The 12,978-nt window shown below is 75.1% G+C and carries 10 protein-coding genes; 9 read left to right on the top strand and 1 reads right to left on the bottom strand.

All coding sequences use genetic code 11. The features are described from left to right. Window positions 1-48 precede the first annotated feature (48 nt). The 9 genes from ACTVZO_RS18570 to ACTVZO_RS18530 all read left to right on the top strand — a co-directional run bounded on the left by ACTVZO_RS18570 (window position 49) and on the right by ACTVZO_RS18530 (window position 11,288). Window positions 49-1,158 carry a DUF3344 domain-containing protein gene (locus tag ACTVZO_RS18570; RefSeq protein WP_443299450.1) on the top strand — a complete coding sequence of 370 codons (1,110 nt, stop codon included), beginning with the start codon at window positions 49-51 and terminating at the stop codon, window positions 1,156-1,158. Window positions 1,159-1,177: 19 nt separating this feature from the next. Then, window positions 1,178-2,365: a glycosyltransferase gene (locus tag ACTVZO_RS18565; RefSeq protein WP_443299449.1), complete on the top strand. Its 1,188-nt coding sequence runs from the start codon at window positions 1,178-1,180 to the stop codon at window positions 2,363-2,365. After that, window positions 2,362-3,888, top strand: coding sequence for an exopolysaccharide biosynthesis polyprenyl glycosylphosphotransferase (locus tag ACTVZO_RS18560; protein WP_443299448.1), 1,527 nt, complete (start codon window positions 2,362-2,364; stop codon window positions 3,886-3,888). The genes ACTVZO_RS18565 and ACTVZO_RS18560 overlap by 4 nt, the downstream gene beginning before the upstream one ends. After that, window positions 3,888-5,282: an O-antigen ligase family protein gene (locus tag ACTVZO_RS18555; RefSeq protein WP_443299447.1), complete on the top strand. Its 1,395-nt coding sequence runs from the start codon at window positions 3,888-3,890 to the stop codon at window positions 5,280-5,282. The genes ACTVZO_RS18560 and ACTVZO_RS18555 overlap by 1 nt, the downstream gene beginning before the upstream one ends. A gap of 332 nt (window positions 5,283-5,614) precedes the next feature. Further along, window positions 5,615-7,411 (top strand): murein biosynthesis integral membrane protein MurJ, encoded by a 1,797-nt coding sequence (murJ, locus tag ACTVZO_RS18550; RefSeq protein WP_443303215.1) that lies wholly within the window; start codon window positions 5,615-5,617, stop codon window positions 7,409-7,411. Beyond that, a complete protein-coding gene (locus ACTVZO_RS18545; protein WP_443299446.1) occupies window positions 7,401-8,177 on the top strand; it encodes a polysaccharide deacetylase family protein in 777 nt (258 codons plus the stop codon). Before murJ ends, ACTVZO_RS18545 begins: the two co-directional genes overlap by 11 nt. After that, entirely contained in the window at window positions 8,174-9,343 is a 1,170-nt protein-coding gene (locus ACTVZO_RS18540; RefSeq protein ID WP_443299445.1) for a glycosyltransferase, read from the top strand. The genes ACTVZO_RS18545 and ACTVZO_RS18540 overlap by 4 nt, the downstream gene beginning before the upstream one ends. A 32-nt stretch (window positions 9,344-9,375) precedes the next feature. Beyond that, window positions 9,376-10,149 carry a lipopolysaccharide biosynthesis protein gene (locus tag ACTVZO_RS18535; protein WP_443299444.1) on the top strand — a complete coding sequence of 258 codons (774 nt, stop codon included), beginning with the start codon at window positions 9,376-9,378 and terminating at the stop codon, window positions 10,147-10,149. Further along, window positions 10,146-11,288 (top strand): GNAT family N-acetyltransferase, encoded by a 1,143-nt coding sequence (locus ACTVZO_RS18530; protein ID WP_443299443.1) that lies wholly within the window; start codon window positions 10,146-10,148, stop codon window positions 11,286-11,288. Before ACTVZO_RS18535 ends, ACTVZO_RS18530 begins: the two co-directional genes overlap by 4 nt. Before the next feature lie 5 nt (window positions 11,289-11,293). On the opposite strand, the gene ACTVZO_RS18525 is transcribed toward ACTVZO_RS18530, so the two are convergent. Next, entirely contained in the window at window positions 11,294-12,901 is a 1,608-nt protein-coding gene (locus tag ACTVZO_RS18525; RefSeq protein WP_443299442.1) for a glycosyl hydrolase, read from the bottom strand. Window positions 12,902-12,978: the final 77 nt, after the last annotated feature.

Here is a 12,978-nt window from a genome sequence, read left to right as displayed (position 1 = left end):
AAAGTGCACTCCTGTTTTGTCCCCTTGATCGAAATTGGAGACGGGGTCATGGGTTCCTCCCGCAGAATCCTCGGCACACTCGGTCTGCTGTCCTGCCTCACCCTTTCCGTGTTCGCCCCCGCCGCGCAGGCTTCCCCCGCTCCGCTCGCCCCCGCTCCCCGAGAGATGCCCCGACTTCCGTTCACCCAGCGTTATCAGGCCGCGCAGCACGGCGGGCTGGTACGGGCCTCCAACTCCGGCATCAGCTGCCGCCGGGAGGAGTCCCCGCAGGCCGAGCCGTGCGCCGAGGTCAAGCGGGGCGCCGCGGGGGTCAACGGCGACTTCGAGATGTTCTACAGCGAGGTCGACAAGGACCCGGACACCTACAACTCCACCCGCGCCGAGCTCAAGGTCCCGCAGGGCGCGAAGGTCTCCTACGCCCGCCTCTACTGGGGCGGGAACCTGCGGGTGGGGGAGCAGAAGCCGCCGGAGGACAACGGCCGGGTGCTCGTCGCCGAACCGGGCGGCGCGTACAAGGAGGTCCTGGCCGACACGGTGATGGGCCACCGCACGGACGCGGGCAGCGACGCCTACCAGGCCTCGGCCGACGTGACCCCGCTGGTGCGCAAGGGCGGCGCCGGGATGTGGACGGTGGCGCAGCTCAACATCGCGATGGGCCACTCCGACGCGGGTGCGTGGGGCGGGTGGACGCTGGTCGTCGCCTACGAGCACCCGCAGGAGCCGGTGCGCCGGATCTCGGTGTGGGACGGGTTCGAGTCGCTCGCCGCGCGCCCGGGGGCCGGTGACGGGCTGGTCGAGGTGGACGGTCTGGACGCGCCGGCCGGGGCCTCCGGGCGGGTCGGGGTGGTCGCGTACGACGGGGACCGCGGCACCTTGGACGACTCACTCACCGTGACGGCCGACAGTGGCCGCCGGGTGAGCCTCAGCGATCCGGAAAATCCTTTCAATGATGTCATGAATTCTACGATCACGGAATTCGGACAGCAGACGTTCGTGCGACAGCCTGATTATGTGAACAATCTCGGCTATGACGCGGACGTCTTCGACCTGAGTCCCGCCCTGTCCGGTGGTGCCCGCAGTCTGAGTTTCAGGTTCACGGGCGAAAGTCAGGGTCATTTCCTCGGTGTGCTCTTCGTTCAGACAGACGCGCGCCGCTGAACGCAGGAGACCACTCCACGTGCCCACACAGCCATGGGCGGCACAGCCCACGACCGTCCTCCACCTGGCCCAGCCCGTAGACGGCGGTGTCGCGCGCGTCGTCACCGACCTCGTGCGCGCCCAGAGCGCCGCGGGCCTGCGCGCCGTCGTCGGCTGCCCGAGCGGCGGAACGCTCGCCGACGCCGCCCGGGACGCCGGAGCCGAGGTGCTCACCTGGCGCGCCGGGCGGGCCCCCGGACCCGCCCTGCCCGCCGAAGTCCTCGGCGCCCGGCGGCTGCTGCGGCGCGTCCGGCCCGACCTCCTGCACGCCCACAGCGCCAAGGCCGGACTGGCCGGGCGGCTCGCCGCCCGCGGCGCCGTCCCCACCGTCTTCCAGCCGCACGCCTGGTCCTTCGACGCCGTCGGCGGGGCCACCGGCGCACTCGCGCTGCGCTGGGAGCGCTACGGGGCCCGGTGGGCCGACCGGGTGCTCTGCGTCAGCGAGGCCGAGCGCCGCGCGGGCGAGGCCGAGGGAATCGCCGCCCGCTGGTCGGTCATCCGCAACGGCGTGGACCTCGACCACTTCCGGCCCGGCTGCCCGGACCCCGACCAGGACAAGGCCCGGGCCCGCGCCGGGCTGCCGCTGCCCGCCGCCTTCCGGGGTGACGGGCCGCTCGCCGTCTGCGTCGGACGGCTCTGCCCGCAGAAGGGGCAGGACGTCCTGCTGCGGGCCTGGCCCGAGCTGCTCGGCACCGTCCCCGGAGCCCGCCTCGCCCTCGTCGGCGACGGCCCCGACACCGAACGGCTGCGCCGCACCGCGCCCTCCGGAGTGCTCTTCGCGGGCGCTGCCCCGGACATCCGACCGTGGCTTCGGGCCGCCGATCTCGTTGTACTGCCGTCGCGGTGGGAAGGCATGGCGCTCGCCCCGCTCGAAGCCATGGCCTGCGGCCGCCCGGTCCTGGTCTCCGACGTCAGCGGTGCCCGGGAGAGCCTGCCGCCCGGCCAGGGACGGCTCTGCCTGGTGCCGCCGGAGGACCCGACGGCGCTGGCCAAGGCCCTGGGACGGCTGTTGGCCGAACCGCGGCTGCTCGCCGAACTCGGAGAGCAGGCCCGGCAGCACGCCCGGACCGACTTCGACGTGCGGCGGACCACGGACGCGGTCACCGGCCTGTACCACGAACTGCTGGGCAGGCCCCGGCCCTTGAACCAGGAGCGCATCAGCCGATGACGATGGACAGCGCACCCGCCCGGCACACCGGGCAGGGCGGCACGGGGCCCGCCGGCAGTGCCGGCATCACTGCCGTACGCCGGGCCGCGACCGCCATCCACCCGCCGCGCGGGCCCAGGGCCGGCCAGGCCCGGACCGCCGTGCGCCCGCAGCGGGTCCGCCGCCGCGACGGCGTACTCCCGCTGCTCGCCGCCGACGCGCTGGCCGCCGTACTGACCGTGACGGCGCTGTCCGCGACCGCCCTGCCCGCCGCCGCCCTGCCGGTCGCGGCGGGCGCGCCGCTCGCCGTCCTGCTCGCCGGGCTGCACGCGCAGGCCGGCCTCTACCGGCCCCGGCTCGCGCCCTCCGCGCTCCTCGAACTGCCCGCACTGGCCGGACGGTCCGCCGTCCTGTGGTGCGGCGCGGCCACGGTCGTCGCCGCGGTCGAGCCCGCCCGGGCGCTGGGCTGGAGCGCGCTGCTCACGGCCGTCTGCCTGCAGGTCGTCCTGGCCTGCGCGGGGCGCGGGTTCGTCAACCAGCTCCGCCGTCGCACCCGCGTGCGACGGCCCGCCTCCGCCCTCGTCGTCGGACCCGGCGGCGGAGCGGGCGCGGTGGCCGCGGCCCTGCACGGCCGCCCCGAGTACGGCCTGCGCCCGGTCGGGCTCGCCGACACCGGGACCGCCGTGGAGGCCGGCACCGGCACGCTGCCGGTGCTCGCCACCCACGAGGACATCCGGCGCGCGGTCATCCAGAACTCCGTGCGCCACGCCGTGTTCACCCGCCCGCCCGAGGCCGACGAGCGCACCGCCTCCCTGGTCCGCCTCTTCCACGACCACGGCTGCCGGCTCTGGCTCGCCGACCCGGCCGGTACCGCCAAGGTCACCGGGATGCGGGTGGCGCACCCCGCCGACCAGCTGTGGGGCTACGCCGTCCAGCCCCTGCTGCCCCGCCCCGCGCGGCCGCTGGAGCGCGGGGTCAAGCGCGGCCTCGACGCCGCCCTCGCGCTGGTCGCGCTGGTGGCCGCCGCGCCCGTGATGGCCGCCTGTGCGCTCGCCGTACGGCTGTGCGACGGGCCGGGGGTGATCTTCCGGCAGGAGCGGGTCGGCTTGTACGGGCGCCCCTTCACACTGCTGAAGTTCCGTACGCTGCGCGCCGACGAGCACGAGTCCGCCACCCGCTGGACGGTCGCGGGCGACCGGCGGATGAGCCCGGTCGGCTCCTTCCTGCGCAAGTCCTCGCTGGACGAGCTGCCGCAGCTGTGGAACGTCGTGCGGGGGGACATGAGCCTGGTCGGCCCGCGCCCCGAGCGGCCCTTCTTCGTCGCCAAGTTCTCCACCGTCCACCCCGGTTACGAGGCCCGGCACCGGATGCCCGTCGGCATCACCGGCCTGGCCCAGATCAACGGCCTGCGCGGGGACACCTCCATCGAGGACCGGGCCCGGTTCGACAACCACTACATCGACACCTGGTCGCTGTGGCAGGACCTGTGGATCCTGGCCCGCACCGCGGCCTCCTTCTTCCGCTTCCGGCTGGGGGGCAGCTGATGAGCCTTGCGGTATCCCTGAACGGTGCCCGGACCGGCCATCGTCCGGGCGGTCCGGGGCTGCTGCGGCGGCACTGGCCGCTGCTGCCGCTCGCCGCGACGGTGCTGTTCCTGCTGGCCCCGCTCCCGGCGGGCGACGCCACGGCCTCGGGGAAGGTCGGCCCGGCCGACGCGGCCTCGCTGCTGCTGGTCTTCGTCTGCGCCGTGCAGGCGCTGCGCGGGCGGGTGCGGCGGCTGACCCCGCTGGGCGTGCTCGTGCTCGGGACGCCCGCGGTGGGGCTCGCGGTCGCGACGGTGACCGCCGGGGACCCGTACGCGGCCCTGCCGGGCTTCGTGCGCTACCTCCAGGTCTTCGTGCTGGTCCCGGCGGCGGTGGTGCTGCTGGTGCGCGACGCCGGGGAGTTCCGGATCGCCGCCGGGTGCTTCGTGGTCCTGGCGCTGGTGCAGGGTGCGGTGGGGGTCGTGCAGTACGCGACCCAGACCGGAGCCTCCTACCAGGGCGAGGACATCCGGGCCGTGGGCACCTTCGGTCCCGGTGACGTCATGGGCATGGCCACGGTGGTGGCGTACGGGCTGGTCGTGGCCACCGCCGTCGCACTCGCGCCGGGGCTGCCGCGGCGGGCCCGGCGGATCGCCGGGGGCTGCGCGCTGGTCCTGGTGCTGCCGCTGGTGCTGTCCTTCAGCCGGGGCGCGTGGATCGCCACGCTGGGCGCGGCGGTGCTGGTGATGCTGCTGGCCGGGATCCGGCGGGCGCTGAAGGTGCTGCTCGCGCTGGCCGCCGCCGGGGTGGTCCTGGTGGGCGGGCTCGGGGTCGGCTCGGAGATGGTCGCGGAGCGGCTGACCTCCATCACGCAGGTCTCCAGCGCCCCCGACCAGTCCGTGACCGACCGCTACACGATGTGGGCCGCGGCGGAGTCGATGTGGCGGGAGCGGCCGGCGGTGGGGGTGGGGCTGAAGGGCTTCCCCGCCCACCGGGACGGGCACGCCTCGCTGGGCCTCTCCTCCGGCAGCGACACCGCCGGCGCGGGCCAGGGCTACATCCGCCAGCCGCTGCTCTCCCCGCACAACATGTACCTGCTCATCCTGAGCGAACAGGGGCTGATCGGGCTGGTCGCCCTGGCGGGCGGCTGGGCGGCGCTGCTGGTGGCGGGCGCGCGGCGGCTCGCCGGCGGCGGTGCCCGGCGGATCAGGGACTGCGGGCTGATCGCGACCGGGCTGTTCGTCTGGCAGCTGACCGACTTCCTGTACGCGGACATCGGCGGCCCGTCCACCGTCCTGACCGGCGTGATCATCGGCCTGGCCGCCTGGTGGGCCCTGCCCTCCCCGGAGGACGGGGTCCCGGGCGGCCCGGCGTGGTCCGCCGGCCCGGCCCCCGAGGGTTCGGGCGGCCGGTGACCGACACGACGCCCTGGCGGCCCGCCTCCGACCCTCCGGCCGGGGCGGGCCCCGCCCATGTCCCGGACCTGGACCCGGGCCCCGGCACCCCGTCGGCCCCCGCGGAGCCCGGCGCCGCCGAGGACCGTGCCACCGGGCCGCTCCGTGACCCGGTGCTGCCCGGCCGCCCCCTGACCCCGCCGGACCCGGCCGACCCCGCCTCCGCCCCGGACCCGGTGCCCGGGCCGGTGCGGGGGCCGGTGCTGTCCGGGCGGGCGGCCGGGGTGGCGGCCAGGGATCCCGGGTTCGTCGCAGGAGCGGTGCCCGGGGCCGCCGGGCCCCGGCGGGTGCGGGTGGCCGCGTACGCCAACGGCGGCCCGCCGCGCGGAGCCGGTACGGGCCCCGCCGGGCCCGCGGCCCCGCGCGGCCCCGGTGCGGGCTCGGGTGCGGGCCCCGGTGCGGGCCGGACCCCGGCCCGGTCCGCACCGTCCGCGGCGCCCGCCGCGCCCCCTGCCGCCGGGAGCAGCGGGCCGCCGCTGGGGCGGTTCCTGGCCAAGGCGGCGGCCGTCACCGCCGGCCTGACCGCCGCCGGGGCCGTGTTCGGGCTGGTGCGGGACCAGACCATCGCGCACCTCTTCGGGGCCGGGCACGACAGCGACGCGTTCCTGATCGCCTGGACCGTGCCCGAGATGGCCTCGACGCTGCTCATCGAGGACGCCATGGCGCTTCTGATGGTGCCCGCCTTCAGCCACGCCCTCGCCCGGCGGTCGGCCAGCCGGGCCGGGCTCACCCGGATGGAGGCCCGCGCACAGGACCCCGTACGGCTGCTCGTCGGGGCGACGCTGCCCCGGCTCGTCGTGTTCCTGGCCGCCGTGGCCTCCGTGCTCATCGTGGCCGCGCCGCTCGTCGTCGCCGTCCTCGCCCCCGGCCTGCCCGATCCGGAACTCGCCGTCCAGTGCACCCGGCTGACGGCGCTGACCGTCCTCTCCTTCGGCATCGCCGGATACTTCAGCGCGGCGCTGCGGGCCCACCGCTCCTTCGTACCGCCCGCCGCGATCTACGTCTCGTACAACGTCGGCATCATCGGCACCATGCTCGCGCTGCACGCCCTGTGGGGGGTGCGGGCCGCCGCCGCCGGGGTCGCCGCCGGCGGACTGCTGATGGTCCTCGTGCAACTGCCCGCCTTCATCCGGAACGTGGGCTTCGGCCCGCCCCGCGCCGCGCGCGTCACCGGTCCCGCCCGCTGCCAGCGCGACCGCGACCGCCCCACCCTCATCGCGTTCGGGGTCATCGCGCCCGTCATCTTCTTCGCCGTGTTCCGGCAGTCGCAGGTGCTCGTCGAACGGTTCCTCGCCGCGTCCCTCCCGTCCGGGGCGATCTCGCACCTCAACTACGCGCAGAAGGTCGCGCAGATGCCGATGGTGCTCTCCCTGATGATCTGCACCGTCACCTTCCCCGTCGTCGCCCAGGCGATGGCCGGCGGGGAGCGGGAGAAGGCCCGGCGGCGCGTCGAACAGGATCTGGCACTGGCCTGCCTCGCCGTGCTGATGGGCACCGCGCTCGTCATCGGCTACGCGCCACAGATCATCCAGGTCCTCTTCGAACGGGGCGCCTTCACCCACCAGGACACCCTCGCCACCGCCTCCGTCATGCGGGTCTACGGACTCGGACTGCTCGGCCACTGCCTCGTCGGAGCACTGTCCCGGCCCTTCTTCTCGACCGCCCGGCCCACCTGGTTCCCGGCGCTCGCGATGGGCGCCGGACTGATCGTCAACATCGTGGCCGGAGCCTTCGCCGTCGGCTGGTGGGGCATCTACGGCATCGCCGCCGCCAACGCGGCCGGCATCACCACCACCGCCGTCCTGCTGCTCACCGGCCTCGGCTCCCGGATCGTCCCCATCCAGGGCGGCCGGGTCGCCGTCAGCATCGGGCGGCTCGCGGTGTCCGCGGCGGCCGCCTGCGCCACCGGCTGGATCGCCGGGCCCATGATCCCCGACCCGCTGCTCAGCGCCGCCCTCGGCTGCCTGCTGGTCCCGGCGATGTTCGGAGCCACCGGCACCGCCATACGCGCCCTCGAAGTCACCGCCCTGCCCGGTCAGATCGACCGGTTCACCTCCCAGTTCACGCAGAGGTTCCGCAATGTCCGCTGACACCGATACGGCGCCCGCCGCCGTGGTGGGCCCCGCCCGACGGACCGCATCGCCGTGGGTCCTGATGTACCACTCGGTCGCCGAGTTCACCGACCCCGCCGAGGACCCGTACGGGATCACCGTCACCCCCGGCGCCCTGGAGGTCCAACTGCTGTGGCTGCGCTCCCGCGGGCTGCGCGGGGTGTCGGTCGGCGAACTGCTCAGGGCCCGGGACGCCGGCCGCGCGGCCGGACTGGTCGGGCTGACCTTCGACGACGGCTACACCGACTTCCTGACGCACGTGCTCCCGCTGCTGCGCCGCCACGACTGCACCGCCACCCTCTTCGTCCTGCCCGGGCGGCTCGGCGTGGACAACGTGTGGGACCCGCTCGGGCCGCGCAAGTCCCTGCTCACCGCCGAGGGCATCCGCGAAGTCGCCGCGGCCGGACAGGAGATCGGCTCGCACGGGCTGCTCCACCAGGACCTCACCGCGGCCACCGACGACGTGCTCCGGCAGGAACTCCAGGGCAGCCGCGACCTGCTGCGCGAGCTGACGGGAAACCTGCCCGAGGGGTTCTGCTACCCGTACGGGCACCTCGACGCGCGGGTCGTCGCCGCCACCCGGGCCGCCGGATACGGGTACGCCTGCGCCATCGACCCCGGCCGGCTCGCGGGCCCGCACGCCCTGCCCCGTACGCACATCAGCCAGGCCGACGGGGGCGCGCGGCTGCGCGTCAAGCAGGTCCGCCACCAGGCCCGCGAGCTGCGGCGGGTGGTCCTGCCGTGAAGGCCCTGCACATCATCACCGGGCTCGGGGTCGGCGGCGCCGAGCAGCAGCTGCGCCTGCTGCTGCGGCACATGCCGATGCGCTGCGACGTCCTGACGCTGACCAACCCCGGGGCGGTCGCCGAGGGGCTGCGCTCCGACGGGGTGCGGGTCGTGCACCTGGGGATGCGGGGCAACCGGGACCTGGGGGCGCTGCCGCGACTGGTGAAGTTCATCCGGCGCGGCCGCTACGACCTCGTGCACACCCACCTGTACAGGGCCTGCGTGTACGGGCGCCTCGCGGCCCGGCTCGCCGGCACCAAGGCGACCGTGGCCACCGAACACTCCCTCGGCGAAGCCGAGATCGAGGGCCGGCCGCTGTCGGGCGGGGTGCGCGCCCTCTACCTGGCCAGCGAACGGCTGGGAGCCGCGACGGTCGCCGTGTCGGACACCGTGGCCGCCCGGCTGGAGGGGTGGGGAGTACCGGCCGCGCGGGTGCACGTCGTACCGAACGGGATCGAGTCCGTCCGCTTCCGCTTCGAGGACGGCGTCCGGCGCTCCACCCGGGCCCGGACCGGGCTGCCGGAGCGGGCCTTCGTGGTCGGCGGGGTCGGCCGGCTGGTGCCCGGCAAGCGGTTCGACGTCCTGGTGCGGGCCGTGGCCGCGCTGCCGGGGGCGCACCTGCTGCTCGCCGGGGACGGGCCCGAGCGCGCGGCGCTGCGACTGCTCGCCGCGGAGCTGGGCGCGCAGAGCCGGATCCACCTGCTGGGCGAGCGGGACCCGCTCGGCGACAGCGCGGACGGCCGCACCCCGGGGATCCCGGCGCTGCTGGCCGCCATGGACGTCTTCGTCTCGCCGTCGCGGGAGGAGGCCTTCGGGCTGGCCGTGGTCGAGGCGCTGGCCGCCGGGCTGCCGGTGCTGCACGTCACCTGCCCGGCCATCGACGACCTGCCCGCCGCGCAGGCCCCCGGCGCCCGGCGCATCGGCACGGGCACGGAGGAGCTGGTCGCGGCCCTGCGCGGCCACATGGAGGCGGGGGCCCGCCGGCTGCCGCCGCCGCCCGTGGTCCGCCGCTACGACATCACCCGCAGCGCGCGGCAGCTGCTCGACGTGTACGACCTCGCGCTGTCGGCCGCGCCGGGCCCGGCCGCCTCCCTCGCGGGCGCGGCGCCGTCGCGGCCGGAATGAACCCCTTCACCCTTCACGAAACGAGAAGAGCCATGGCCGAAAGCGCCGAGCAGAAGAAGTCCGACAAGAATTCCGAGAACAAGCCGGCGAAGAAGTCCGACCACCGGTCCGGGAGGAAGCGGCTCGGGCGGCGGCTGGTACCGCCTCCGGCGTGGTGGCCGCTGCCCGCGTGCGCCCTGCTGGGGCTGGCCGCGGGCGGGGCGTACGGGGTGCTCAAGGCGCCCGAGTACGCCGCCACCAGCTACGTCGTCGCCGTGCCCGACGACACCACCGAGCCGGCCACCGCCCTCGGCTTCGCCCAGGCCTACGCCCGCATCGCCACCAGCAGCTCCACGCTCGCCTACGCACAGCCCCGCGCGGGCATCGCCGCCCGCCAGCTGCGGACCCAGGTGCGGGCCGAGACCTCGCCCGAGTCCCCGATGATCGCGATCACCGGTACCTCCAAGAGCCCCGGCGAGGCCGCCGACATCGCCAACGCCGTCGCCGACGCCCTGTCCCTGAGCAGCAATCAGGCCGCGAAGAACACCGGCGTGCAGCTGCTGCTGTTCAACCAGGCCGTGGCCCCCACCGACCCCGCCTCCCCGTCCGCCGCCATCAGCGGCGCCGTGGGAATGTGCGCCGGCGGGCTGCTCGGCGGGCTGTGGCTGCTGGCCCGGCCGGCCCGGCGCAGGGACCAGGAGCAGGTGCGGGAGCAGGCGGAGCCGAGGGCGCGGGCGGCGCAGGAGCAGCCGCTCGCCGAGGAGTACCCCTCGCTTCCCGCGCAGGGTGAGCACGCCGAGACCAAGGAGAAGGAGTCCGTGCGATGAGTGCGGGCCCCGCCGCGGCCCTGTCGGTGACGCTGTGCCGCGACTCCCGGCAGTTCGCCGCGCTGGAGGAGCCGTGGAACCGGCTCGTCCGCGCCTGTCCCACCGCGACCCCCTTCCAGAGCCACGCCTGGCTGCACTCGTGGTGGCTGTCCTACGGGAAGGACGGCCGGCTCCGGATCGTGCTCGTGCGGCGCGGCGAGGAACTGGTCGGCGCGGCCGCGCTGATGCTCGTACACCGGCCGCTGCCGCTGCTCGTGCCGCTCGGCGGCCCCATCACCGACTACTTCGACGTGCTCGTCTCCGCCGAGCACACCGACCAGGTGGTCCCGGCGCTCGCCCACGGGCTGCACCGGGCCGCCCGGGGTGCGGTCGTCGACCTGCGCGAGGTCCGTCCCGGGGCCGCGGCCGAGGCGCTCTACACGTACTGGCCCGGGGTCGCGGCCCGGCTCGCGGACTCCACCTGCATGGAGCTGCCCGCGCTGCCCTTCGACGAGCTGGTCAAGCGGATGCCGGCCTCCGGCGCCCAGCGGGTCAGGGCCAAGCTCCGCAAGACCGACGCGGCCGGGATCGAGGAGCACGAGGTCGGCGAGCACGAGGTCCCGCGTGCCGTACGGACCCTGCTGCGGCTCCACGAGAAGCAGTGGCGCGGCCGCGGGGTGACCCCCGAGCACCTCAGGCCCCGCTTCGCCGAGCACCTGACCCGGGCCACACGGCGGATGGTGCGGGCGGGGGAGGGGCGGCTGACGGAGTTCCGGCTGGACGGCAAGGTGGTGGCGGCCAACGTCACGCTGCTGTCGGCCGGGCTCAGCGGCGGCTACCTGTACGGCGCCGATCCGGACCTGCGGGCGCGCAAGGTGGACGTGGCGACGCTGCTGCTGCGCCACGAGGCCGGGCGGGCGCTCGCCGAGGGCCGTCCGGTGGTGAGCTTCCTGCGCGGCAACGAGCCGTACAAGAACCACTGGCGGCCCGAGACCGTGGTCAACCAGCGGTTCCTGCTGGCGACCAGCGCGCTCGCGCCCCTGCTGCGGCTGCACGAGTCGCAGGTGACGGGGCGCGAGCGGGCGGTGGACGCGCTGCGGGAGGCGCTGCCGGCCGCCAGGGACTGGCGGGCGCGGCTCAACGAACTGCGGGTGCGATGACCCGTCTAGAAGGGCCAGAAGCCGGAGTCCTTGCTCAGGTCGACCTTGACGCAGACCGACTGCTTGCCGACCAGCTTGGAGAGCCACTCGCCGAAGCTGAGCGGGACGCACCACTCCTTGGGGTTGAGCGGCGGCTTCGCCGGCTCCGGCAGCGGCTGGGGCTGCGGCTGGGGCCGGGAGGGGACGGGCTCCGGCGAGGGCACGGGCGTCGGCTCGGGCGCCTCGGGGCTCGGGACGGCGGGGCTCGGGACGGCGGGGCTCGGGGTCGCCGGGGCCGGGACCTCGGGCGTGGGCACCAGCGGACTCGGGGTCACCGGGGCCGGGGTCACGGGCGTGGGCCGGGGCACCTCGGGCGACGGCGCCTGGGAGGGTGCCGGGACCTGCGGGCTCGGGGCTTCGGACGGCGTGGGGACCTCGGGCGTGGGGATCTCGGGAGTCGGCACGGCCGGCGTCGGGACCTGCGGGGTCGGGACGGCCGGCGTGGGCACGTTGGGTGTGGGTACGGCCGGCGTGGGCACGGCCGGCGTGGGCACGGCCGGGGTGGGCACGGCCGGGGTGGGCACGACGGGCGTCGGGACCACCGGGGTCGGGACCACCGGCGTGGGCACCACCGGGGTCGGGACGACCGGGCCGGGAACCTCCGCGCTCAGTGCCTCGCGGAAGACCTTCGTGGACTCCGGGTTCTGCTTGCACTGCCACACGCCGTGCGGGCAGTAGTCGGTGATGGTGTGGTAGAGCGGTTTGTGCAGCTCGATCCACTTCAGCATGCGCCGCACGTACTCCGGGTTGTCCCCGCGCCGGAACAGCCCCCACTCCGGGTACGAGATCGCCTTGCCGTGCGCTTCCGCGAAGTCGACGTGCTGCTGGAGTCCGTACGGCTGGGAGATCTGCTCGTCGAAGTTCCGGCCGGGACCCTGGTCGTACGAGTCCATCCCGATGATGTCGACGACGTCGTCGCCGGGGTAGCACTCGGTCCAGCCGATCGCGTCCTTGCCCCGGTTCGGCGCGAAGTCGAACCGGAACTCCTGTCCGGGCACGGCCCGCATCGCGGTGACGATGCGCTTCCAGTACACCTTCCAGTTCTCCGGGTCCGGGGCGCACCGGTGGGTGTAGGTGATGCCGTTCATCTCCCAGCCGAGCACGATCACCGTGTCCGGCACGCCCAGCGCCACCAGCCGCTCGGCGAGCCGCTGGAAGTGCCGGTCGAACTCGCCCTGCGCGCCCGCCCTGATCAGCCGGGCGACCTGGTGGTCGGGCACCCGGCCCTCGTTGCGTTCCTGCATGGGGACGTTGAGGACGAACAGCCGGTCGTCCTGGGCGCGGCGCCACCGCGCCCAGTCCTCCAGGAAGCCGACGTTGCCCTCGATGCCCGCCCACCGGTCGCCGGGCAGGTAGGTGTGCCCGACCCGGATCTCCTTGCCGCCCAGCCAGTTCGACAGGTTCGGGATCCGCGCCACGCCGGGCGGCCCGTAGTCGAGATAGGCGCCCATGGCGATGTCCGAACCCGGGTACCGGTCCTCATCGGGTTCCGCGAGCGCGGCCCCGGTGGCGAGCAGTCCGGCCGTGACCGTACCGATGCAGGTGCTCGCCAGTCGGCGGCGTGGTCTGGGCATGGCGTCTCCCGAGCTTTCCTGAATCGGTGTGCTTACCAAAGACGTTAGGCATCACATCTGACGAATGGCCTGTTCGG

The sequence above is a fragment of the Streptomyces sp. IBSNAI002 genome, assembly GCF_052244475.1.
Lineage (GTDB): Bacteria > Actinomycetota > Actinomycetes > Streptomycetales > Streptomycetaceae > Streptomyces.
Note: the sequence above shows the minus strand (reverse complement) of the source record. Positions and strands in the feature narration are given on the sequence as shown.

Coding starts and splice junctions, on each gene's coding strand:
- ACTVZO_RS18570 (WP_443299450.1), top strand. CDS start 49: ATGGGTTCCTCCCGCAGAATCCTCGGCACACTCGGTCTGCTGTCCTGC.
- ACTVZO_RS18560 (WP_443299448.1), top strand. CDS start 2,362: ATGACGATGGACAGCGCACCCGCCCGGCACACCGGGCAGGGCGGCACG.
- ACTVZO_RS18555 (WP_443299447.1), top strand. CDS start 3,888: ATGAGCCTTGCGGTATCCCTGAACGGTGCCCGGACCGGCCATCGTCCG.
- ACTVZO_RS18545 (WP_443299446.1), top strand. CDS start 7,401: ATGTCCGCTGACACCGATACGGCGCCCGCCGCCGTGGTGGGCCCCGCC.
- ACTVZO_RS18535 (WP_443299444.1), top strand. CDS start 9,376: ATGGCCGAAAGCGCCGAGCAGAAGAAGTCCGACAAGAATTCCGAGAAC.
- ACTVZO_RS18530 (WP_443299443.1), top strand. CDS start 10,146: ATGAGTGCGGGCCCCGCCGCGGCCCTGTCGGTGACGCTGTGCCGCGAC.
- ACTVZO_RS18525 (WP_443299442.1), bottom strand. CDS start 12,901: ATGCCCAGACCACGCCGCCGACTGGCGAGCACCTGCATCGGTACGGTC.